This window comes from Ruegeria sp. CG11 (assembly GCF_056537245.1).
In genome coordinates this window covers 390,606-411,366 of the sequence record NZ_JBQFRE010000002.1, presented here as the reverse complement: position 1 = coordinate 411,366, position 20,761 = coordinate 390,606, and the positions used below count along the sequence as shown (strand labels likewise).

22 protein-coding genes are annotated in these 20,761 nt (G+C 59.6%); 11 read left to right on the top strand and 11 right to left on the bottom strand.

Annotation, left to right across the window (positions count from 1 at the left end):
• Positions 1-24: 24 nt before the first annotated feature.
• Entirely contained in the window at positions 25-1,716 is a 1,692-nt protein-coding gene (locus ACR0KW_RS08130) for an acyl-CoA dehydrogenase family protein (RefSeq protein ID WP_480804534.1), read from the bottom strand.
• Positions 1,717-1,861: 145 nt separating this feature from the next.
• Between ACR0KW_RS08130 and ACR0KW_RS08125 the strand changes: the two genes are divergently transcribed.
• Complete coding sequence (locus ACR0KW_RS08125) at positions 1,862-2,626, top strand: sulfite exporter TauE/SafE family protein (protein WP_480804533.1); 765 nt, start codon at positions 1,862-1,864, stop codon at positions 2,624-2,626.
• Here ACR0KW_RS08125 and ACR0KW_RS08120 read toward each other — a convergent pair.
• The 3 genes from ACR0KW_RS08120 to ACR0KW_RS08110 all read right to left on the bottom strand — a co-directional run bounded on the left by ACR0KW_RS08120 (position 2,623) and on the right by ACR0KW_RS08110 (position 5,450).
• Positions 2,623-3,174, bottom strand: a complete 552-nt coding sequence (locus tag ACR0KW_RS08120; RefSeq protein ID WP_480804532.1) for a hypothetical protein — start codon at positions 3,172-3,174, stop codon at positions 2,623-2,625. The two genes, ACR0KW_RS08125 and ACR0KW_RS08120, sit on opposite strands and share 4 nt — an antisense overlap.
• A 27-nt stretch (positions 3,175-3,201) precedes the next feature.
• Positions 3,202-3,492 carry a hypothetical protein gene (locus tag ACR0KW_RS08115; protein ID WP_480804531.1) on the bottom strand — a complete coding sequence of 97 codons (291 nt, stop codon included), beginning with the start codon at positions 3,490-3,492 and terminating at the stop codon, positions 3,202-3,204.
• Positions 3,493-3,851: 359 nt separating this feature from the next.
• A complete protein-coding gene (locus ACR0KW_RS08110; RefSeq protein ID WP_480804530.1) occupies positions 3,852-5,450 on the bottom strand; it encodes a phosphoenolpyruvate carboxykinase in 1,599 nt (532 codons plus the stop codon).
• Positions 5,451-5,798: 348 nt separating this feature from the next.
• On the opposite strand from ACR0KW_RS08110, the gene ACR0KW_RS08105 reads away from it, so the two are divergent.
• From ACR0KW_RS08105 to ACR0KW_RS08075, 7 genes are read left to right on the top strand one after another with little or no spacing between them, the layout of a single operon-like run.
• Positions 5,799-6,503, top strand: a complete 705-nt coding sequence (locus ACR0KW_RS08105; RefSeq protein WP_480804529.1) for a response regulator transcription factor — start codon at positions 5,799-5,801, stop codon at positions 6,501-6,503.
• Between the two features lie 32 nt (positions 6,504-6,535).
• On the top strand, positions 6,536-8,254 hold the full coding sequence (locus ACR0KW_RS08100; RefSeq protein WP_480804528.1) for a sensor histidine kinase: 1,719 nt from the start codon (positions 6,536-6,538) through the stop codon (positions 8,252-8,254).
• 4 nt (positions 8,255-8,258) lie between these two features.
• A complete protein-coding gene (locus ACR0KW_RS08095) occupies positions 8,259-8,729 on the top strand; it encodes an HPr kinase/phosphorylase (protein ID WP_480804527.1) in 471 nt (156 codons plus the stop codon).
• Positions 8,714-9,607: an RNase adapter RapZ gene (gene rapZ / locus ACR0KW_RS08090; protein WP_480804526.1), complete on the top strand. Its 894-nt coding sequence runs from the start codon at positions 8,714-8,716 to the stop codon at positions 9,605-9,607. Before ACR0KW_RS08095 ends, rapZ begins: the two co-directional genes overlap by 16 nt.
• On the top strand, positions 9,604-10,011 hold the full coding sequence (locus tag ACR0KW_RS08085) for a PTS sugar transporter subunit IIA (protein WP_170328298.1): 408 nt from the start codon (positions 9,604-9,606) through the stop codon (positions 10,009-10,011). The genes rapZ and ACR0KW_RS08085 overlap by 4 nt, the downstream gene beginning before the upstream one ends.
• Before the next feature lie 2 nt (positions 10,012-10,013).
• Entirely contained in the window at positions 10,014-10,283 is a 270-nt protein-coding gene (locus ACR0KW_RS08080; protein ID WP_170328297.1) for an HPr family phosphocarrier protein, read from the top strand.
• Between the two features lie 39 nt (positions 10,284-10,322).
• Positions 10,323-11,222: a lysophospholipid acyltransferase family protein gene (locus tag ACR0KW_RS08075; RefSeq protein ID WP_480804525.1), complete on the top strand. Its 900-nt coding sequence runs from the start codon at positions 10,323-10,325 to the stop codon at positions 11,220-11,222.
• An 89-nt stretch (positions 11,223-11,311) separates the two neighbouring features.
• Here ACR0KW_RS08075 and ACR0KW_RS08070 read toward each other — a convergent pair whose 3' ends face one another.
• Positions 11,312-12,187 (bottom strand): 3-hydroxybutyryl-CoA dehydrogenase, encoded by an 876-nt coding sequence (locus tag ACR0KW_RS08070; RefSeq protein ID WP_170328295.1) that lies wholly within the window; start codon positions 12,185-12,187, stop codon positions 11,312-11,314.
• A 163-nt stretch (positions 12,188-12,350) separates the two neighbouring features.
• Between ACR0KW_RS08070 and ACR0KW_RS08065 the strand changes: the two genes are divergently transcribed.
• Positions 12,351-13,160 carry a DUF6473 family protein gene (locus ACR0KW_RS08065; RefSeq protein WP_480804524.1) on the top strand — a complete coding sequence of 270 codons (810 nt, stop codon included), beginning with the start codon at positions 12,351-12,353 and terminating at the stop codon, positions 13,158-13,160.
• A gap of 57 nt (positions 13,161-13,217) precedes the next feature.
• Here ACR0KW_RS08065 and ACR0KW_RS08060 read toward each other — a convergent pair whose 3' ends face one another.
• The 6 genes from ACR0KW_RS08060 to ACR0KW_RS08035 form a co-directional block, all read right to left on the bottom strand.
• Positions 13,218-14,147 (bottom strand): electron transfer flavoprotein subunit alpha/FixB family protein, encoded by a 930-nt coding sequence (locus tag ACR0KW_RS08060; protein WP_170328294.1) that lies wholly within the window; start codon positions 14,145-14,147, stop codon positions 13,218-13,220.
• Positions 14,147-14,905 (bottom strand): electron transfer flavoprotein subunit beta/FixA family protein, encoded by a 759-nt coding sequence (locus tag ACR0KW_RS08055; RefSeq protein WP_170531305.1) that lies wholly within the window; start codon positions 14,903-14,905, stop codon positions 14,147-14,149. The genes ACR0KW_RS08060 and ACR0KW_RS08055 overlap by 1 nt, the downstream gene beginning before the upstream one ends.
• A 241-nt stretch (positions 14,906-15,146) precedes the next feature.
• Entirely contained in the window at positions 15,147-15,719 is a 573-nt protein-coding gene (locus ACR0KW_RS08050; protein WP_480804523.1) for a cob(I)yrinic acid a,c-diamide adenosyltransferase, read from the bottom strand.
• Positions 15,720-15,923 (bottom strand): twin transmembrane helix small protein, encoded by a 204-nt coding sequence (locus ACR0KW_RS08045; RefSeq protein WP_170333664.1) that lies wholly within the window; start codon positions 15,921-15,923, stop codon positions 15,720-15,722.
• A gap of 80 nt (positions 15,924-16,003) precedes the next feature.
• Positions 16,004-16,831 (bottom strand): SDR family NAD(P)-dependent oxidoreductase, encoded by an 828-nt coding sequence (locus tag ACR0KW_RS08040; RefSeq protein ID WP_170407783.1) that lies wholly within the window; start codon positions 16,829-16,831, stop codon positions 16,004-16,006.
• 69 nt (positions 16,832-16,900) lie between these two features.
• Positions 16,901-17,509 (bottom strand): SH3 domain-containing protein, encoded by a 609-nt coding sequence (locus tag ACR0KW_RS08035; RefSeq protein ID WP_480804522.1) that lies wholly within the window; start codon positions 17,507-17,509, stop codon positions 16,901-16,903.
• Positions 17,510-17,709: 200 nt separating this feature from the next.
• Here ACR0KW_RS08035 and parC point away from each other — a divergent pair, with 200 nt between their 5' ends.
• Together parC and ACR0KW_RS08025 are read left to right on the top strand one after the other, a co-directional pair.
• On the top strand, positions 17,710-20,058 hold the full coding sequence (gene parC / locus ACR0KW_RS08030) for a DNA topoisomerase IV subunit A (RefSeq protein ID WP_480804521.1): 2,349 nt from the start codon (positions 17,710-17,712) through the stop codon (positions 20,056-20,058).
• Positions 20,059-20,155: 97 nt separating this feature from the next.
• Positions 20,156-20,749 (top strand): hypothetical protein, encoded by a 594-nt coding sequence (locus ACR0KW_RS08025; RefSeq protein ID WP_480804520.1) that lies wholly within the window; start codon positions 20,156-20,158, stop codon positions 20,747-20,749.
• Positions 20,750-20,761 lie beyond the last annotated feature (12 nt).

The window sequence follows — 20,761 nt, the reverse complement described above, 5'->3', positions numbered from 1 at the left end:
GGGAAACAGGAATGCCGAGCAAGGTCAGCCCAGCAGACGCCGCGCGATGACCTGTGCCTGAATTTCGGCAGCCCCTTCGAAAATGTTCAGAATGCGCGCATCGCACAGGACACGGCTGATCTTGTATTCCAGTGCAAAGCCGTTGCCGCCATGGATTTGCAGACCATTATCCGCAGCCGCCCATGCCACGCGTGCGCCCAGCAGCTTGGCCATACCGGCCTCAAGGTCACAACGCTGGCCGTGGTCTTTTTCCCAAGCCGAGAAATAGGTCAACTGGCGCGCAATCATGATTTCAACCGCCATCATCGCCAGCTTGCCGGACACGCGGGGGAAGTTGATCAACGACTTGCCAAATTGCTTACGATCCTGCGCGTATTGCATGGCGATATCCAGCGCGCACTGGGCCACACCGATGGCACGGGCAGCGGTCTGGATACGGGCGGATTCGAAGGTCTCCATCAGCTGTTTGAAGCCTTTGCCCTCTTCGCCGCCCAGAAGGTTTTCGCCTTTGACCTTGAAACCGTCAAAGCCCAGCTCGTATTCCTTCATGCCGCGATAGCCCAGAACCTCGATCTCGCCACCGGTCATGCCGGGGGTGGGGAAGGGGTTCTCGTCGGTGCCCGGCGTTTTCTCGGCCAGGAACATGGACAGGCCGCGGTGGTCGGTGTTGTCGGGATTGGTGCGGGCCAGCAGGGTCATCACATGGGTGCGCGCCGCGTGGGTGATCCATGTCTTGTTGCCGGTGATCTCATAATCACCATCCGCGTTTTTGACAGCGCGCGTGCGCAGGCTGCCAAGGTCGGATCCGGTGTTCGGTTCGGTGAACACGGCGGTCGGCAGGATTTCCGCGCTGGCCAGTTTCGGCAGCCAGTTGGCTTTCTGTTCGTCGGTGCCACCTGCGATGATCAGCTCGGCCGCGATCTCGGAGCGGGTGCCCAGCGAGCCGACGCCGATATAGCCACGCGAGAGTTCCTCGGACACCACACACATCGAGGCTTTCGACAGACCAAAACCCCCGAATTCTTCAGGGATGGTCAGGCCGAAGACACCCATCTCGGCCAGTTCTTCGATGATCTCGATCGGGATCAGCTCGTCCTTGAGGTGCCAGTCATGAGCGTTTGGTTCGACCTTTTCCTGCGCGTAACGGCGGAATTGGTCGCGGATCATTTCCAGCTCTTCATCCAGACCCGAGGCGCCAAACATGGTGGCCCCCGCCTGATCTTCCATCAGCGCCACCAGACGGGTACGAGCGGCCTGCGAGTTGGCCTGCGCCATCAGCGTCTGCACTTCAGTGCTTTGGAAGCCCGACAGCGCGTCCCAGCCGAGGCCCATATCCTGCAGGCGCACGACCTCACCCTGGTTCATCGGGATGCCACCCGCGACCTGATGCAGGTATTCACCAAAGGCGATCTGGTGCAGCAGCTGCTCCATCTCACCGAACTTGCCGTCCGCCGCTAGCGCATCGGCCCAGCGTTGCATCTGTTGCAGTGACTGGTTGTACGTCGCCAGCCAAGCCAGACCATGCGCGGCGGTCTGGTTCGCCTCGATCAGCGCGCCAGAGATCCGGCCGTCTTCGGTGACCATCTCACGAACTGCATCGCGGGCGCGTTCGAAAACGGTTTCGACCGCGGGCAGGGCGGCACGGGTCAACGTCAGAAGCTCGGGCAAAATCGCGGATGTTGTCATCTGGGTCATATCCTGTCCGTCATGGGCCATGAATCAGGTCCTTCTCTGGTGTCGTCCGGTCATATCATGCTGCACGTGCAGCGCAACAAAAATACGTGAAGTGCGGCTAAAAAGTTCGAAAATTGCTTTGACGATTTTGCAGTGCAGCGCCCGCCAAGAGTGATATCACGGGCGTATGACGCTGTTTTCCCTGCTCACTCCGCAAGATCTGATGCTGGCCCTGATCGTCGCCTTCGTGGCGGGGTGGGTCAAAGGCATGGTTGGGTTTGCCATGCCGATGGTTCTGATTTCCGGGCTCAGTATGTTCCTGCCGCCCGATCTGGCGATTGCCGGGCTGATCCTGCCAACACTGGTGACCAACAGCGTACAGGCCCTGCGTGAAGGACTGCCCGCCGCCGTTTCGGCAATCAAGCAGTTCCGGATCTTTCTGATCGTGGGGTTTGTGTTCCTTCTGCTCGGCGCTCAGCTGGTCAGCGCCGTACCTGCCCGGACCTTTTTGCTGATGATCGGCATACCGGTCACGTTCTTCGCGCTGATACAGGTGCTGGGGGTACAACTGTCTCTTGGTAAACAATCTGCACGGATCGAGGTTGGGATCGGAGCGGTTGCCGGGTTTATCGGCGGAATGTCCGGCATCTGGGGGCCGCCGACCGTTGCCTACCTGACTGCGTTGAACACGCCCAAAGCGGTGCAGATGCGCGTGCAGGGGGTGATCTACGGTCTGGGGGCGGTGGCGCTGATGCTGGCGCATCTGGGCTCGGGTATTCTGCGGGCCGAGACGGTGCCGTTTTCGGCAATCCTGATCCTCCCGGCGCTGGCGGGGATGTGGATTGGGCTGGGGTTGCAATCACGCATCGATCAGGCGGTGTTTCGAAAAGTAACGCTGCTGGTTCTGTTGATTGCGGGCGTAAACCTGTTGCGGCGCGGGCTGCTGGGTTAGCTGTGACGGTCGGCGAACCGGAAGGTGAAATACAGACCCAGCATCAGGAAAAACAGGCCCGAGATGTCGCCGATCAGAAAGGCGACGTATTCCACGCGCGCGCTGCCGAAGGCCAGGTTGGTCAGGCCGGCAACAAGAAATGAAGTGATGATCCCAACCCCCATGACACAGGACCAGCAGGGTTTGCGATCGGATCGGGGAAACAAATCCCAGCCTACCCATTTACATAGGTAAAACACCGCAGGCACTGTGGTGACGGCAATGACAATCGCCATCAGCCTGCTTGGCAGAAACACATCACTGCCACCGAGAAAGGCAAAGACCAGAAAAACCCCCGGCAGAAGTGCGAAGATCGCCCGCCATCCCAGCAGCCACGCCGACAGAACCCGCACGCCGTGCGGCAGGAATAGCAGACTGGCCCTGCTTGGATATTCAGGAAAGAACACATTCTGAAGCGGCATCAGTACCTGAAACGTAAGGTACGATGCCACAACATAAGCCAGTGAGGCCCAGAAAGTGTCAGTCACCCAACTGCGCACGTCGATCATCAGCTACCTGTGCGCAGGTTCAAGGCGTCATCTGGGGGCATGAACGATGTACCGGCCCCGGTTGGCGCTGCCGCTTTGCGACAGATAGCCTTTCTGCACCAGCGATTTCAGCGCGCGAAAAAAAGTCGGGCGCGAGACGCTTTGCACAAGTGTGTGTTCGATCAGTCCGAAGGTGCGCACCTCTTCATCGGATTTGGATAGCTCTTCGGCGGCATAATAAATATCACGCTCAACCGGAGACAGCTGCTCCAGCCCCAGCGTCCGCTCCATGCTCTGCATCAGCTTGCGCAATTCGGTCAGTTTCGAGATTTCAGTCATATTCTACCCATCGATTCCAGTGCCATCAGCCGCATATCTGCGACGAATGCGACACACTGATCTGAGTGATTTCAGCATGTCTCACCTTGACACCTTTCCCCTTTGTAATACAGTACATATCTGATTAGGTTGCTCAATTTGCTGATGTGATCGTCTGCTCGAGCCACCCCAAGGTCTTTTCAAGTTCGGTCCGGTGCGGAAATGCGCCGGACCTTTTGTCATAATGACGTCATCAAATACCCCATGAAACGGCACCGGGCAACGGATTTGTAACCGCATTGTGCGCATTGCAACTTTAGGGCGATCATATTGCCGGGAGGCGCTCAAAGAAAAAGGGGGCGAAGCCGCCCCCTTTTCCGTTAGCCGATTGCGACGGCTTTGATGTCTTCGTCGATGAAGGGCAGGTACTGTTCGAAGTTCTCGGCGAACATCTGCACCAGTTTTTCCGCCTGTTTGTCGAACGCGGCCTGATCGTCCCAGGTGCGGCGCGGGTCCAGCAGAACCTCAGCCACGCCGGGTACCGATACAGGCACGTCAAAGCCGAAATTGGCGTCCTTGCGGAACTCGGCGTCGCGCAGCGACCCGTCCAGCGCTGCGGTCAGCAGGGCGCGGGTGGCCTTGATCGGCATCCGCGAGCCAACGCCATAGGCGCCGCCGGTCCAGCCGGTGTTCACCAGCCAGCAGGTCGCGCCGTGCTGGGCGATCTTGTCGCGCAACAGGTTGCCATACGCCTCGGGCCGGCGCGGCATGAAGGGCGCGCCGAAGCAGGTCGAGAAGGTCGGCTGCGGCTCGGTGATGCCCCGCTCGGTCCCGGCCACTTTGGAAGTGAAGCCGGACAGGAAGTGGTACATTGCCTGTGCCGGGGTTAGCCGTGCGATCGGAGGCAGTACACCAAACGCATCACAGGTCAGCATGATGATGTTCTTGGGGTGACCGCCCAAGGCACTGCTGGAGGCGTTCGAGATGTACTCGAGCGGGTAGGCGCAGCGCATGTTCGCGGTCAGCGAGTCGTCGTCGAAATCCAGTTCCTTGGTCTCGGGATCGAAGACCATGTTCTCGATCACGGTGGCGAACTTGCTGGTGGTCGCGTAGATTTCGGGCTCTGCTTCGGCGTTCAGATTGATCGTCTTGGCATAACAGCCGCCTTCGAAGTTAAAGGTGCCGCGATCCGACCAACCGTGCTCGTCATCGCCGATCAGGGTGCGCGACGGGTCGGCGGACAAGGTGGTCTTGCCGGTGCCGGACAGGCCAAAGAAGACGGCGGTGTCGACCGGGTTTCCAACGGCGTGGTTGGCCGAGCAGTGCATCGGCATCACGCCTTTTTCCGGCAGCATGTAGTTCAGCAGGGTGAATACGGATTTCTTGTTCTCACCCGCATACTCGGTACCGCCGATCAGGATCATCTTGCGATCAAAGTTCAGCGCGATCACCGTCTCGCTGCGGCAGTTGTGCTTGGCCGGGTCGGCCTGGAAGCTGGGGCAGTTGATGATGGTAAAGTCGGCGATGAACTCGTTCAGATCCTCGCGATCCGGGCGGCGCAGCAGGTGGCGGATGAACAGGTTGTGCCAGGCCAGCTCGGTGACCATGCGCACGTTGATGGAGTAGGCCGGATCGGCACCGCCGACGAGGTCCTGAACGAAGTAGTCGCGGCCTTTCATGTGGGCCAGCATGTCTTGGTACAGGGCGTCAAAGCCCTCGGGGCTCATCGCGGCGTTGTTTTCCCACCAAATGGTGTCAGCGACGCTGTCGGTTTTGACGACGTGCTTGTCTTTAGGCGATCGGCCAGTGAACTTGCCGGTGGTGACCAGAAAGGCCCCGCCATTGCCAAGTGTGCCTTCGCCGCGCTTCAGCGCCTCTTCGATCAGCGCCGGTTCCATGAAGTTGTAATAGACATTGCCCAGACCCTCGATGCCCTGATCTTCGAGGCGGAATTGCGGGTTAACCCGTCCAGATGTCATGTGTGTCTTCTCCTGTGGCGGCGCTGCGGCAGTTGGGGCCACGTGCGCTCTTGGGGCAGTGTGCCGGGAAAATCCGGCGGCTGGGCGCGTCTTATCACGGTCGTTTGGGGCATGAACAGGTGGGTTTGGCTTAGTTAGCGCAACCAAGCTCAGGTTTAGCGCCATCAGGAATTTCCTGTCGAAAAACAAGGCGCTTTTCTGCGCGGATTAACGGCTTTTTTGCCGCAACTGTGTGACAACAACCGTGCGATTCGCAGATACGGATTGATTCGCAGCCATAAAACCGACAAAGATGCCTTACTAATAAGCGAAATATTGCATGAGTGAGCAGGAATAGGGGTAATCCCGATGTCAAAGATTGCACTGGTGGACGACGACAGAAACATTCTGACGTCTGTTTCCATGACTCTCGAAGCCGAAGGGTTCGAGGTCGAAACCTATAATGACGGGCAAGCGGCCCTGGATGCATTCAACAAGAAACTGCCTGACATGGCCGTGCTGGATATAAAGATGCCGCGCATGGACGGCATGGACCTTCTGCAGCGGCTGCGGCAGAAAACCCAGATGCCAGTAATCTTTCTGACCTCGAAAGATGATGAGATCGACGAGGTACTTGGCCTGCGCATGGGCGCGGATGACTATGTGAAAAAGCCTTTCTCGCAGCGTTTGCTGGTCGAACGCATCCGCGCGCTATTGCGTCGGCAAGAGGCGACCGCAGGCGATGTGACAAATGCCAATACCGGCGACACCAAGGTGATGGAACGGGGCGAATTGCGGATGGACCCGTTGCGCCATGCGGTCAGCTGGAAGGGAGCGGATGTCTCGCTAACCGTGACCGAGTTCCTGCTGCTTCAGGCGCTGGCGCAGCGTCCCGGTTTCGTCAAAAGTCGCGATCAACTGATGGACGTCGCATATGACGATCAGGTCTATGTCGATGACCGGACCATCGACAGCCACATCAAGCGTTTGCGGAAGAAGATGCGGGCAGCAGATCCCGAGTTTTCGGCCATCGAAACGCTTTACGGTATCGGATACCGGTACAACGAAGAATAAGCGTGGCCGCTGAAAGAGGGTAACCGGATCTGGTGCGCGATACGGAACAAGCCATCGAAGTACGGGACGGAGATGTCGTTCTCGGGGATGATTGGGTCATCCCGCAGGATCCGGAGTCGGCCGAGCTGCGCGCCAGGCGTCGTCGGCGCAACCTGTTTTCGTTGCGCGGCTCACCGCTGGCGCGGAAGATCATCACCTTCAATCTGATCGCGCTGGTCATTCTTGTCACCGGCTTGCTGTACCTTGACGATTCCCGTGAAGAGCAGGTCCAGCAGACCGCGCGTAACCTAGTCGGAGACGCACAGCTGGTCAGCAACGTGTTCGAGGCCCAGCTGCGTCAGAGCCAGGCTGCGGGCTCTTCGGAAACGGCGGCGTTGGACGTGAAGGACACGCTTGCAGGCCTTAGCCTTCCTGACGGGGGCGAGGTCTTTGTTTATGACGGCGGTGGCACTCTGATCGGCTGGACACGTGGGGCATCGACCTCGTCGCAGATGCCGGTTCTTCTCAGGTCTGAATCCGAGGTTCAGACCGGCAGTACTTTGATCAGCGACGCGCTGAATGCGGTCTGGACCGGTTTGTCCCGGGTCTTTGCCGGCGGGGGCGGTACTGACGCACCAACCCTTGCACAGAGGGTGCAGGAGATCATTCCACAGGCGCTGCAAGGCCAGATGCAGGTGCAAGCCGTGCAGGATGACAAGGGCCAAACGGTTATTGTCGGCGCAGCGCCGATACTGCTGGATGGAGCGCCGGTTGGCGCGGTCGCCATGGCAGGTCCTGCCGGTGAAATCGACGCACTGGCCCGGCGCGAACAGGAACGCATTCTGCAGATGTTTGTCGTGGCGCTGCTGGTGTCTATCGGGCTGAGCCTTGTGCTGGCCTCGACTATCGCCAACCCGCTGGCCGATCTGGCAGCAGCCGCCGAAATGGGCAAAGATCGGGGCGCCGGGGTCAACCCGGGCCGTATCCGCATCCCCGACCTCAGCGCGCGCCCGGATGAAATCGGACGCCTCAGCCGTGCACTGCGGGGGATGGTGACGGCGCTGTACAGCCGCATCGACGCCAACGAACAGTTTGCTGCGGATGTGGCGCATGAGATCAAGAACCCCTTGGCCAGTCTGCAGTCGGCGGTGGGCACCCTGCGCATGGTCAAGCGCGAGGATCAGCGCGATAAGCTGCTAGGTGTGATCGAACATGACGTGCGGCGGCTTGATCGTCTGGTCAGCGACATCTCGAACGCGTCCCGACTGGATGCCGAGTTGGTCAAGGAAGAGGAGCAACCCTTCGACCTGCTCAAACTGTTGGGCAATATCAGCCAGTTTCTGGGTGAAGACGCTCGCGCCAAGGGCATCGATTATATCACAGACCTGCCCTCCAAGCCGATAACAATCAACGGGCTCGAGGCGCGTCTGGCGCAGGTTTTCGTCAACCTGATCACCAACGCGATTTCCTTCTGCGAGGAAAGCGACGCCATCCGGGTTTGGGTGCGGCGGCGCGAAAACCGCGTTCTGATCGTGGTCGAAGACACCGGTCCCGGCATTCCGGAGCAGGCGCTGACCAAAATCTTCAAGCGGTTCTACTCGCAACGCCCGGCTGAGCATTTCGGCAACAACTCGGGTCTTGGGCTGGCGATCTCCAAACAGATTGTCGAGGCGCATGGCGGCGTGATCTGGGCCGAGAATATCCGCCCGACCGAAGCGGACATCACGTCGGATCCGCAAGGCGCGCGTTTCGTCGTCGGCCTGCCCGTGTAAACGTATGAACGGTCGGACCCTTTTTGACATCCAGAATCAGGACACCGCCTTACTCCACGCCACATGTGTTGCCGTCGAAGGACGAGGCGCGCTGATCCTCGGGCGTTCGGGGGCGGGCAAATCGGCGCTGGCGTTGCAAATGCTGGCGCTTGGGGCAGAGTTGGTCAGTGATGACAGAGTAGAGCTGCGTATGGTCGGCGAAAAGGCCATGGCTGATGCGGCTCCAAACCTGCGCGGGTTGATCGAGGCACGCGGCATCGGCTTGCTTCACGCCCCGGCTGCGGGGGCAACGCCGGTCAGCTACGTGGTGGACCTTGACCAGACTGAACCGGCGCGGCTGCCAGAGCTGACAAAGACTGTGGTGCTGAGGCAAACTGTTCCCTTGCTTCGGGCGGCGGGTGTGCCCAATTTAGCTGCGGCACTTATGCAATTGTTGAAGATGGGGCGCGTGGACCCGGAATGGCCCAGCATATGACACCGCAACGGCGCATCGTCTTGGTGACCGGTCCCTCAGGCGCTGGTCGCTCGACGGCGATCCGTGTTCTCGAGGATTTGGGTTTCGAGGCCATCGACAACCTGCCGATGGGTCTGTTGATGCGCTTGCTGGAAGGCCCGCAAAGCGACCGCCCGATGGCATTGGGTATAGACGCGCGCAACCGTGATTTCTCGACCACCGGCTTTATCGAACTGGCCATCAGATTGCGGCGGATGGAACAGGTCGATCTGACGACGCTGTATCTGGATTGCAGTGACGATGTTCTTTTGCGGCGGTTCTCGGAAACCCGCCGCCGGCACCCGGTTGCGGCCGATGCCAGCCCGGAAACCGGCGTTAGGCAGGAAAAAGAGCTGCTGGCCCCGATCCGCGAAATCGCCGATATCCTGATCGACACCAGCCCACTGAACGTCCATCAATTGCGCGAAGAGGTCGAACGCTGGTTCGCCCCTCAGGGCGGGCGGCATCTGGCGGTGGCCATCGAGTCCTTCTCGTACAAGCGCGGTCTGCCGCGGGGTTTGGATATGGTGTTCGATTGCCGGTTTCTGGCCAATCCCTATTGGCGGCACGAGCTGCGGGTAGAAGATGGTCGAAACCCGGACGTGGCGCACTATGTTCAGTCGGATACAAACTATGCGCCGTTTTTTGACCGGGTTGTCGACCTGCTTAAACTCTTGCTGCCGACCTTTCGGGCTGAGGGCAAAGCGCACCTGTCTGTGGCCTTCGGCTGTACCGGAGGGCAACACAGATCGGTGGCCATGGCCGAAGCAGTTGCAAAGGCCCTTGCAGAGGAGGGGCAGCAAGTGGCAATTAGGCACCGCGAAATGGAACGTCGATCGTTGAATGTGAGGCCGGATTGATCGGGATTGTACTCGTAGCACATGGTGGGCTGGCACAGGAATACCTGGCCGCCATGCAGCATGTGGTCGGAAAGCAACCCGGCCTGGTCGCGATTTCGATCGAAGCCGATCATGATCGCGAGGCCAAACAGGCCGAAATTTGTGCGGCCGCCGACAGTGTCGATGCCGGAGATGGTGTGGTTGTCGTGACCGACCTGTTCGGAGGCAGCCCATCGAATCTGAGCCTGCGGGCCTGTGCCCCCCAGGATCGCCGTATTCTTTACGGTGCAAATCTGCCTATGTTGATTAAACTGGCCAAAACCCGCCACCTGCCCATTGCGGACGCCGTGCGGCAAGCGATGGAGGCTGGACGCAAATATATCAATGCGCAAAATGTGACGTTGGAAGAAGACCGGATTGATTAAGAATGACCAATCGAAGCTTGAAAATCATTAATGAAAAAGGCCTGCACGCCCGCGCCTCGGCCAAGCTGGTTGAGGTGGTCGAGGGCTTTGACGCACAGGCCGAAGTGTCCAAGGACGGCTTTTCTGCCTCGGGTGACAGCATTATGGGCCTTTTGATGTTGGCAGCCTCGCGCGGAACGACTATTGACGTCGAGACGTCCGGACCGGATGCTGAGGCGTTGGCTGATGCATTGGAAACCCTGGTGAACGACAAGTTCGGGGAAGGGTTCTGACCTAACCAGCCGCGATACGAAGAACGGGAAGACCAGGAATTGGCGGAAACGACGCACGAGACCAAGACAGGCCCGATGGTGGATGGGACAGCGGATCAGGGCGAAATCTACGACCGTAGAACCCTGACCTACGCGAATTCTTTCGACGACGCTTGGACTTCGACAATTATTCGCGCCATCGAATGGTGCACGGGCAAGCTGACCATTCTGCGCATGGTCAACAAGTTCGAGAAAAAGAACGAATACTACCGCGGTCAGCGGTTCTGGGGCGGGGCGCTCGAGGTCATGGGCATCGACCTGACCACGCCGCAGGAACAGTTGGCGCACATCCCGAAAGAAGGCCCCGTGGTTGTGGTCGCGAACCATCCCCATGGCATGGTCGATGGCATGATTCTGGCCGAGCTGATCGGTCAGGTGCGCAGCGATTACCGCATCCTGACCCGCTCGGTTCTGACGGGACTGGACGAAGCGGCCACCTCTTTCATGATCCCGGTGCCCTTCCCGCATGACCCAGATGCGCAGGCCAAAATGCTGGAAATGCGCGGCAAGGCGATGGACCACCTGAAAGAAGGCGGCGTCGTGGCCTTGTTCCCATCGGGTGTGGTGATGTCATCGGACGACTGGTTTGGCCCCGCGCAAGAGCAGGAATGGAACGTATTCACCGCCAAGATGATCCGCCGCTCCGGTGCTCGTGTGGTGCCGATTTATTTCCCCGGCAGCAACTCGCGCGCCTATCAGATTGCCAACAAGCTGTCTCCGATCCTGCGGCAAGGGCTGTTGCTGCATGAAATCGTGCGCTCCTGCAACAAACCGCAATCCCCGGTCATCGGCGAGCCGATTTCGGACGAGGATATGCAGCTGCTGGAACGCGATCCGCGGGGCTTCATGGCTTGGCTCAGAAAGCACACAATGTCGCTGGGCCAAGTTCTCAAAGGCTGATCCGCCTCTTAATCTGGCCAAAAATATCTTGGGGTTGAGCCCGGATAGCATCCGGGCGAGGGGGCTGGCCCCTCTGCCGTACCGTGGCCTTACCGTGTCGGAACTGGAACCTCGCCCCGATAGTCATAGAATCCACGTTCGGTCTTGCGACCCAGCCACCCGGCTTCGACATATTTGGTCAACAGCGGGCAAGGGCGGTACTTGGTATCGGCCAACCCGTCATGCAACACGTTCATGATTGCCAGACACGTGTCCAACCCGATGAAATCGGCCAGTTCCAGCGGTCCCATCGGGTGGTTCGCGCCCAGCTTCATCGACTGGTCGATCGACTGCACGTTCCCGACACCTTCATACAAGGTATAGACCGCCTCGTTGATCATCGGCATCAGGATGCGGTTCACGATGAAGGCAGGGAAGTCCTCGGCGCTGGCGGCGGTCTTGCCCAGACGGTCCACAACGGCCTTGCAGGTGCCAAAGGTCTCTTCGTCCGTGGCAATGCCGCGGATCAATTCGACCAGTTGCATCACCGGCACCGGGTTCATGAAGTGGAACCCCATGAACTTTTCCGGCCGGTCCGTCCGACTGGCCAGGCGCGTGATCGAGATGGACGAGGTGTTCGAGGTCAGAATCGTGTGCGGCTGCAGATGCGGCTGCAGGTCCTCGAAAATCGCCTGTTTGATCGTTTCACGCTCGGTGGCGGCTTCGATCACCAAATCCGTTTGACCCAGTTCCGGCAGTTGCAACGTCGTCTTAATCCGCCCCATCGCGGCCTGCATCGCGTCATCCGTGATTTTCCCACGCGAGGCCTGACGCGCCATATTGCCTTCGATCGTCGCCACTGCTGCGTTCAGCGCGTCTTGGTTCACATCGGTGAGCAGAACATCATAGTCCGCCAGCGCCAGAACATGGGCGATTCCGTTGCCCATCTGGCCTGCGCCGATCACTCCGACTGATTTTACATCCATTTTCTGATGCCTCTGTGTCTCGGGATTGTGTGGACAGTACCGGCAGATCGGTAGGGGCGGCAAGGGGATCGAACCCATCCAATTTGCTTCAAATGCGCACATTAGCACTTTCTAAAGACATGGGGCTGCAAGATGGCAATTGGGTGAAAAATGGGTGAGTGTTATGAGCTATCATCAAACAGGCTCGGCGGGGGCCGGGCATGACGTATGCCAATACGGTAAATCGCGCCTTTGGTTTCGCGGGCCGGGACGGTCGTTGGACACGGCCTACATGGTCTGCGCTGGCGCGGATGAGACGTATGGACGGTTTGTCGAACGCCCCTTTGCGGCGATTCTCGAAGACAGGCTGGACCGGCGGTGTCTGAATCTGGGAAGTCTGTTCTGCGGGCTGGACGCGCTCTGCGGCGATGCGGGGCTGTTCTCGCTGCTGAACGGGGCAGAACTGTGCATTCTTCAGACCCCGGGCGTCCTGAGCCAGTCGAATCACTTCTATCGCGTCCATCCCCGGCGCAATGACCGGGTTCTGGCCCCAACACCGGATCTGATCGACCTGTACCCTGAGGTGGACTTTGCCGATGTCCATTTCGTGTGCCACCTGATGAGCTTGCTGCAGGGCTATCAGGACGCCCGTTTCGAAGTTGTGGCCGAGGAGCTTCGCCGCAACTGGGTTCGAAAGGTCAGTGATCTACTGGGCAGGCTTGAGGTGCCGGTCATTCTGCTGGGCCTCCACGTTTTGCAGGACAACGACAGCCAAAGGGTGCCGGTCACGGTAACGGCTGAGATGTTGGAAGCCGTCGGACCCTACACTGCCGACTGTGTCGAGGTCGCGGCCCATGTGTCCGGTCAATCGGATGAGCTTGAGGATATGTTGTTCGGCACCCTGCAACAGCCGATGGCCGAGCACATGATCGGCCCGGCTGCGCATAAGACCATTGCGGATGCGTTGGTTGGTCCAATTCGGAACCTGAATTGAAAAAGGCCCGCCAATAGGCGGGCCTTTCCATATCTTTCAACGAAAAACCTGACCCAGTTAGCCGAGTTTCTCGGTCAGTTCCGGGACGGCCTGGAACAGGTCTGCGACCAGACCGAAGTCGGCGACCTGGAAGATCGGCGCTTCTTCGTCCTTGTTGATCGCAACGATGACCTTGCTGTCCTTCATACCCGCCAGGTGCTGGATCGCGCCCGAGATGCCGACGGCGACATACAGGTCCGGGGCAACAACCTTACCGGTCTGACCCACCTGCCAGTCGTTCGGGGCATAGCCCGAGTCAACCGCGGCACGCGACGCGCCAACGGCGGCGCCCAGCTTGTCGGCCAGGGTTTCGATCAGTTTGAAGTCCTCTTCCGAGCCGACACCACGGCCGCCCGAGACAACAACGCCAGCCGAGGTCAGCTCGGGACGGTCGCTCTCGGCAACCTTGTCCTCGACCCACGACGACAGACCTTCGGAGCCGGGCACCGAGACGGTCTCAACCGGGGCCGAACCACCTTCGCCCGCCGCGTCAAAGCTTGCGGTCCGCAGGGTGACGACCTTCTTGGCGTCGGAGGATTTCACGGTCTGGATCGCGTTGCCCGCATAGATCGGGCGCTCGAAGGTCGAACCGTCAACCACGCCGGACGCATCCGAGATCACCATCACGTCCAGCAGCGCAGCAACGCGCGGCATCACGTTCTTGGCGTCGGTGGTGGCGGGCGCAACGATGTGCTCATAGCCATCGGCCAGCGACACGATCAGGGCTGCGGTCGATTCCGCCAGGCGGTGACCCAGCGAGGCATCTTCGGCAACCAGAACCTTGGACACACCGTCGATCTTGGCAGCGGCCTCACCAGCAGCAGCGGCAGAACCGCCCGCGGCCAGAACGGTCACGTCACCCAGAGCCTTTGCGGCGTTGACGGCTTTGGCGGTGGCGTCCAGCGACAGCTCACCATTGTTGACTTCCGCGAGAAGAAGAACAGCCATTACACAGCCCCCGCTTCTTTGAGTTTCCCGACCAGCTCGTCAACCGAGCCCACGATGATACCGGCGGCACGTGCCGGCGGCTCTTCGGTTTTGACAATCTCCAGACGCGGAGTGACGTCGACGCCGTAATCGGCGGCGGTTTTCTCATCCAGCGGCTTTTTCTTCGCCTTCATGATGTTGGGCAGCGACGCATATCGCGGCTCGTTCAGGCGCAGGTCAACAGTCACGATGGTCGGCATCTTGACGCTGATGGTCTGCAGGCCGCCGTCAACCTCACGGGTGATCTTGGCGCTGTCGCCTTCGATGTCCAGCTCGGACGCGAAGGTGCCCTGGCTCCAGCCCAGCAGCGCCGACAGCATCTGACCGGTGGCGTTCATGTCGTTGTCGATCGCCTGCTTGCCAGCCAGAACGATGCCCGGCTGCTCTTCCTCGACCACTTTGGCCAGGATTTTCGCAACGGCCAGAGGCTCGATATCGGTGTGCACGTCATCGGCGGCCACAACCAGGATCGCGCGGTCGGCGCCCATGGCCAGCGCGGTCCGCAGGGTTTCCTGCGCCTGCTTCACGCCGATCGAAACGGCAACAACTTCGTCAGCCTTGCCCGCTTCTTTCAGGCGGATCGCCTCTTCCACCGCAATCTCGTCGAACGGGTTCATCGACATTTTGACATTGGCGAGATCGACACCGCTACCGTCCGCCTTAACGCGAACCTTCACATTATAGTCAATCACGCGCTTCACAGGCACGAGTACCTTCATTTTGCGCTTGCTCCTCACAAAAAACGGTAAGCCGCGAAGCGACTCCACCAATGCTCTCGGACGCCTGAATAACGTCTGAATTCGTCGCGCAACAGAGCAAAATCGTCACGTCATGGGCTTGGGACGTCGCGTTTCGTGTTTTTTGACGCTGCGGCCCGAAACTTAGCGGTTCGCGCCCGCCCTTCGGGACGGGGCTCCGCCCTTCCGGTCACCGCAGTGTCCACTGGACACTGCGCCGCTTTTAGCGGTTCGCGCCCGGAACCCACAGCACGTCCTGCGTGCCGTTTTCGTTGGCGCAACGGGCGGCCACGAAGAACCAGTCGCTGAGGCGGTTGAGGTATTTCACCGCGACCTCGTTCACGGGCTCCATGTTGGTCAGTTCCACTGCCAGCCGCTCGGCCCGGCGCGAAACGGTCCGGCATACATGCAGATGCGCCGCCAGCCGCGACCCACCGGGAAGGATGAAGCTGCGCAGCGGTTCCAGCGATTCGTTCATGGCGTCGATTTCAGCCTCGAGCCGGTCGATCTGAGAGGCGACGACTCGCAGGGGGGGATAATCGGCCTCTGCGTCCTTTTCCATCTCGGGGCGGCAGAAGTCTGCCCCCAGATCGAACAGGTCGTTCTGAATGCGCGACAGGGCGGCGTCGACCTCGCCATTGGCTTCGGTCCGGGCCACGCCGACAAAGGCGTTCAGCTCGTCAACAGTGCCATAGGCGGCTACGCGGCCGGAATATTTGGCGACCCGCTCTCCGTTGCCCAAAGCGGTTTTCCCGTCATCGCCTGTGCGTGTGTAAATTTTGTTCAGAACGACCATTTACTGTGCTCCTTGTCCACGCAGCCAGACGTAGAGCACGATCAGTACCACGGCAATGAACTGGAACAGGATGCGCAGCTGCATCATCCGGTTGCTTTTCATCGCGGCGCTTTTGCCGCTTTTGCCAAAGTTCGAAATGCCAATCGCCAGCACGACGACCACTGCCGCCATGGCCAACAGCAAAATGACCATCAAAAGGTCCATGGATGCACCGTCCGCGTTTCTTGTTTCGTTGGTCTATCATCTAGACCCACGGGGCTCAAAAGCGAACGGTTATTTTCGCCTCAGACGTCCGAGAGGATGCGGTCTATGGTGCGGGTCGGCAGGATGCGGCGCAGGTATCCGGCGATATATGTCGGTGTCGTCACATAGTATCGTGCCCGAGGGCGTTTTGATCCAACCGCATGGGCCAACTTGTCGGTTACGGCTGATGCGGGCAGTTCGAACCGGTCGGGTCCTCTGGATTCGTACAGTCTTTTCAACAGGGACGCCTCGTACCGCTCCCGCAGGGCCGAGTTCTGCCAGTTGATGAACCGCTCGAAAAACGGGATCGAGTTTTCGCGGATTTTCGAGGTGATCGGGCCGGGTTCGATCAGGATGACCTTGATATCGGTGTCGGCCAGTTCCAGGCGCAGCGTGTCCGTCAGACCTTCGACAGCGTATTTCGTCGCCACATAGGCCCCGCGCCAGGGAAAGGCCACAAAACCGAGCACCGAGGAGTTCTGAACGATTCGCCCGTGTCCCTGCGCCCGCATGACCGGAATGACTTGCCGGGTCAGCTCGTGCCAGCCAAAGAAATTGGATTCGAATATCGCGCGCAGACCCTCTGTCGGCAGATCCTCGACCGCGCCGGGCAGCCCGTGCGCCCCGTTGTTGAACAGCGCATCCAGCGTGCCGCCGGTGGCCTCCAGAACCTCGGCCAGGCCCGAGGCGATGCTGTCCGGGTCAGTGTAGTCAATGCGTGGGCTTTCAAACCCCTGCGCCCGCAGCCTGTCGCAATCCCGCTGTTGGCGACACGAGGCAAACACCCGCCATCCACGCGCACGCATTCCATGGGCCGCATCCAGACCAATGCCCGAGGAACAGCCGGTAATGAGAATGGTCTTTTTCATGATCTTCCTGACTTTGAACCTGCGCTTAAGCTATTGCGAGGTTTGGGTCAGGACAATGACAGGACGCCGTCAGTTCGAGGTTTTTCGCACCAACGAGGCAGAAACCCATCCGACCTGTTGCTGTGGCAACACGCGCAGGCGCAGCCATCCTGTGCCGGATTCGCTCAGTACCTCGACCTGCTGACCGATGGTGGCCTTGCCGATGATCGGGTAGATCGTGCCCGGCCCGTCGCGCATGTTCACGCGGGTGCCCGAGATTTCGCGAATGTCCTTTTCCGGTTCGGGCAGGGCGGGCGTTTCCGCCACGTCTTCCTGCACCTCGTCGGTGATCTGGGTCAGACCAGCCACACCGTCTTCAAGCGAGGCAAGCGTAATATTAGCGCTTTGATCTTCGAACACCGACAGGGTCGAGAAAGATTCGAGCGTGGCGTCGTCCGCCACGAACTCGACCACCTCTTCCACAGCTGATTCCGGCTGAATCCGAACGGTCGGAATGCGGGCCGCGACATTGGTCACAAGTTCCTCGGCGCGGGCAGGGGCAACGGATGGATTTGGAACAGAGGCAATGCGAACGGGTTGTTCGGCGCGCAGGCCACGCGGTTCGAAATCCGGGCCGCCGCTCATTACATAAAAGCACCAACCAAGTGCAGCGAAAGTGATAACAATAAGGCGCGTCATGGCGCATCCCCCGGTAATCGTAAGAAACAACAAATAGGCAGTAGTCTAATGCGTTCAGGGTATCATATTTCGGGGTCTGAGTCGAAAAACGGGGGAAATCCGGGGGTTGCCTCCCCCTGTTGCAAAAAGCGCCACTTGTCCCCAGCAAAATATGCGCTGCTTGCTTTACCAAGGCGCGCTTGCGGCGTATCACATCATATATGAACGATACGATCGACGACCCCAACATGGAGGCCCCCGAAAACGGGGGCGAGGTAGCCGAACCGCTGCGCCGCGCGATTGGCGAACGCTATCTGACCTATGCGCTGTCCACCATCATGCACCGGGCTTTGCCGGATGCCCGGGATGGTTTGAAGCCGGTTCACCGGCGAATCCTCTATGCCATGCGCGAGCTGCGACTCAGCGCGACGGGCGGTTTCCGTAAGTCCGCCAAGATTTCGGGCGACGTGATGGGTAACTATCACCCGCACGGTGATGCCGCGATTTACGACGCGATGGCGCGCCTGGCGCAGGATTTCAACGTTCGCTACCCGCTGGTCGACGGGCAGGGGAACTTTGGCAATATCGACGGCGACAACCCGGCGGCCTCGCGATACACCGAGGCGCGGATGACCATCGTGGCCGAGGCGCTGCTTGAGGGGCTGAACGAAGACGCGGTCGATTTTCGCGACAACTATGATGGCACGCTGACCGAACCGGTCGTGTTGCCCGCGCAGTTCCCGAACCTGCTGGCCAATGGCGCGAGCGGTATTGCGGTGGGGATGGCGACGAACATTCCGCCGCATAATATCTCGGAGCTTTGTGACGCCTGTCTGCACCTGATCAAGACGCCGGACGCGCGCGACGATACTTTGTTGAACTATGTACCTGGACCGGATTTCCCGACCGGCGGCGTCATTGTCGAGCCACCCGAGAACATTGCCCAAGCCTATCGGACCGGGCGCGGTTCGTTCCGGCTGCGCTGTAAGTATGAGGTCGAGGATCTGGGCCGTGGCCAGTGGCAGATCATCGTCACCGAGATTCCCTATCAGGTTCAGAAATCCAAGCTGATCGAAAAGATCGCGGAACTGATCCAGACCAAGAAAATCCCGATCCTCGCCGATGTGCGCGACGAATCCGCCGATGACATTCGCCTGATCCTCGAACCGCGTTCCAAGAATGTGGACCCCGAGGTGCTGATGGGCATGCTCTACCGCAACTCGGACCTTGAGGTGCGGTTCAGCCTGAACATGAACGTGCTGATCGACGGTGTGACGCCCAAGGTCTGCTCGATGAAGGAAGTGCTGCGCGCCTTCCTCGATCACCGGCAAGAGGTTCTGATCCGCCGGTCGCGTCATCGTCTGGGCAAGATTGACCACCGGTTGGAGGTGTTGGAGGGCTTTATCGTCGCCTTCCTGAACCTCGACCGTGTGATCGACATCATCCGTTACGACGACGACCCCAAGGCCGCGCTGATGCGCGAGGACTGGGGTATCGATCATGTTCGCGCGACCGATGAGTCTGATTATGTCTCGCCCAAGCCGGGTGAGGGCGAACTGTCCGAGGTTCAGGTCGACGCCATCCTCAATATGCGCCTTCGCAGCCTGCGCCGTCTGGAAGAGATGGAACTGGTCCGCGAACGCGACGCGTTGATGGAAGAGCGTGCCAACCTCGAGGACCTGCTGGCTGACCCCGGCTTGCAATGGGCCAAGATCGCCGAGCAGCTGAAAGAGACCAAGAAGACCTTCGGCAAAGACTACGAAGGCGGCGCGCGGCGCACGCAGTTTGCCGAGGCTGGGCAGGTCGAAGAGGTGCCGCTTGAGGCGATGATCGACAAAGAGCCGATCACGGTTGTCTGCTCTCAGATGGGCTGGATTCGGGCCATGACCGGTCATATCGACCTGAAGCGCGAGTTGAAGTTCAAGGACGGCGACGGCCCACGCTTCATCTTCCACGCTGAAACCACCGACCGGCTGTTGGTGTTTGCCTCGAATGGTCGATTCTATACGGTCAGCGCTGCCAACCTGCCCGGTGGGCGGGGTATGGGCGAACCGCTGCGCCTGATGGTCGATCTGCCGAACGAGGCGCAGATCATCGACATCCTGATTCACAAGCCAGGGCGCAAGCTGCTGGTAGCCTCGGATGCGGGCAACGGTTTCATGGTGCCCGAGGATGACGTGCTGGCGCAGACTCGCAACGGCAAGCAGGTGCTGAACGTCAAGGGCGACGAGACCGCAATGATCTGTAAGCCGATCGATGGGGATCACGTCGCGGTGGTGTCTCAAAACGGCAAGTTCCTAGTCTTCCCGGCGGAGGAACTGCCCGAGATGACCCGAGGCAAGGGCGTTCGCCTGCAGAAATACAACATGGCACGCGGGCGTCAGGGGACGCTGGAACTGGATGGCGGCCTGTCCGACATCACCACGTTCAACTGGGAAGAGGGCCTGAAATGGTCCATGGGCGGCGACAAAACGCGGCACGAGGCCGATATGTCCCAATGGCTGGCCAAACGGGCCAGCGTCGGGAAAAAGCCGCCCTACGGCTTCCCGCGGAACTATAAATTCTCGTGATCCAGCCTCGGTTTCTGGGGAAATCCGCCGATACGGCTTGGCACAGGCCGTATCGGTGCGCTAGATCAAAGCAAAACAGGCCTATCGAGAAGAGACCATGTTGCGCATTCTGACTTTGATCACCGGATTGGCCCTGATGGGCGCTTGTACACAGACCCAGGTTTACGAAGAACCCGAGTCGTTGGGCGAGTTCAAAATGCGGGTGAACTATGCCTTTGCTGACAAGGCGGTTCAGGGGCCGGTGTCGCGGGACGCCACTCCGGACGAATGGACGTCTGCAATCCAGAACGCGGTCGATATCCGGTTGGGTCGCTATGAGGGCGCGCAGGAATATGACATCGGAATCAGCCTCGAAGGCTATATGTTGGCCCCTCCGGGCATCCCGGTGATCTATAACCCCAAAAGCACGGCCATTGTTCTGGTCAACGTCTATGACGTGAACAAGAAAGAGTTTCTGGCCAAGGGCAAACAGTTCCAGGTGCTGGAAGACACGACCGGCGGCAGCGCCCTGAAAGGTTCGGGCCACGAGCGCACCAAAGAGGAACAAATGAGCGGTCTGGCTCTGAAAGTTGCTGACCGGGTCGAAGAGTGGTTGGCCGAGGAACATGAAGAGAACGGTTGGTTCGACAGGCGCCCTGACCTGATCCAGCCGCTGGATTCCGACGTGGTGACGCAAAATCCGGCATCATAAACGGGTTTTAAC

Excerpts from the sequence above, each read along its gene's own strand:
- ACR0KW_RS08120 (WP_480804532.1), bottom strand. The coding sequence starts at position 3,174 with ATGATCGACGTGCGCAGTTGGGTGACTGACACTTTCTGGGCCTCACTG.
- ACR0KW_RS08045 (WP_170333664.1), bottom strand. The coding sequence starts at position 15,923 with ATGGACCTTTTGATGGTCATTTTGCTGTTGGCCATGGCGGCAGTGGTC.
- ACR0KW_RS08050 (WP_480804523.1), bottom strand. The coding sequence starts at position 15,719 with ATGGTCGTTCTGAACAAAATTTACACACGCACAGGCGATGACGGGAAA.
- ACR0KW_RS08070 (WP_170328295.1), bottom strand. The coding sequence starts at position 12,187 with ATGGATGTAAAATCAGTCGGAGTGATCGGCGCAGGCCAGATGGGCAAC.
- ACR0KW_RS08060 (WP_170328294.1), bottom strand. The coding sequence starts at position 14,147 with ATGGCTGTTCTTCTTCTCGCGGAAGTCAACAATGGTGAGCTGTCGCTG.
- ACR0KW_RS08095 (WP_480804527.1), top strand. The coding sequence starts at position 8,259 with ATGAACGGTCGGACCCTTTTTGACATCCAGAATCAGGACACCGCCTTA.
- ACR0KW_RS08125 (WP_480804533.1), top strand. The coding sequence starts at position 1,862 with ATGACGCTGTTTTCCCTGCTCACTCCGCAAGATCTGATGCTGGCCCTG.
- ACR0KW_RS08025 (WP_480804520.1), top strand. The coding sequence starts at position 20,156 with ATGTTGCGCATTCTGACTTTGATCACCGGATTGGCCCTGATGGGCGCT.
- rapZ (WP_480804526.1), top strand. The coding sequence starts at position 8,714 with ATGGCCCAGCATATGACACCGCAACGGCGCATCGTCTTGGTGACCGGT.
- ACR0KW_RS08065 (WP_480804524.1), top strand. The coding sequence starts at position 12,351 with ATGAGCTATCATCAAACAGGCTCGGCGGGGGCCGGGCATGACGTATGC.
- ACR0KW_RS08080 (WP_170328297.1), top strand. The coding sequence starts at position 10,014 with ATGACCAATCGAAGCTTGAAAATCATTAATGAAAAAGGCCTGCACGCC.
- parC (WP_480804521.1), top strand. The coding sequence starts at position 17,710 with ATGAACGATACGATCGACGACCCCAACATGGAGGCCCCCGAAAACGGG.
- ACR0KW_RS08040 (WP_170407783.1), bottom strand. The coding sequence starts at position 16,831 with ATGAAAAAGACCATTCTCATTACCGGCTGTTCCTCGGGCATTGGTCTG.
- ACR0KW_RS08105 (WP_480804529.1), top strand. The coding sequence starts at position 5,799 with ATGTCAAAGATTGCACTGGTGGACGACGACAGAAACATTCTGACGTCT.
- ACR0KW_RS08130 (WP_480804534.1), bottom strand. The coding sequence starts at position 1,716 with ATGGCCCATGACGGACAGGATATGACCCAGATGACAACATCCGCGATT.
- ACR0KW_RS08035 (WP_480804522.1), bottom strand. The coding sequence starts at position 17,509 with ATGACGCGCCTTATTGTTATCACTTTCGCTGCACTTGGTTGGTGCTTT.
- ACR0KW_RS08115 (WP_480804531.1), bottom strand. The coding sequence starts at position 3,492 with ATGACTGAAATCTCGAAACTGACCGAATTGCGCAAGCTGATGCAGAGC.
- ACR0KW_RS08110 (WP_480804530.1), bottom strand. The coding sequence starts at position 5,450 with ATGACATCTGGACGGGTTAACCCGCAATTCCGCCTCGAAGATCAGGGC.
- ACR0KW_RS08055 (WP_170531305.1), bottom strand. The coding sequence starts at position 14,905 with ATGAAGGTACTCGTGCCTGTGAAGCGCGTGATTGACTATAATGTGAAG.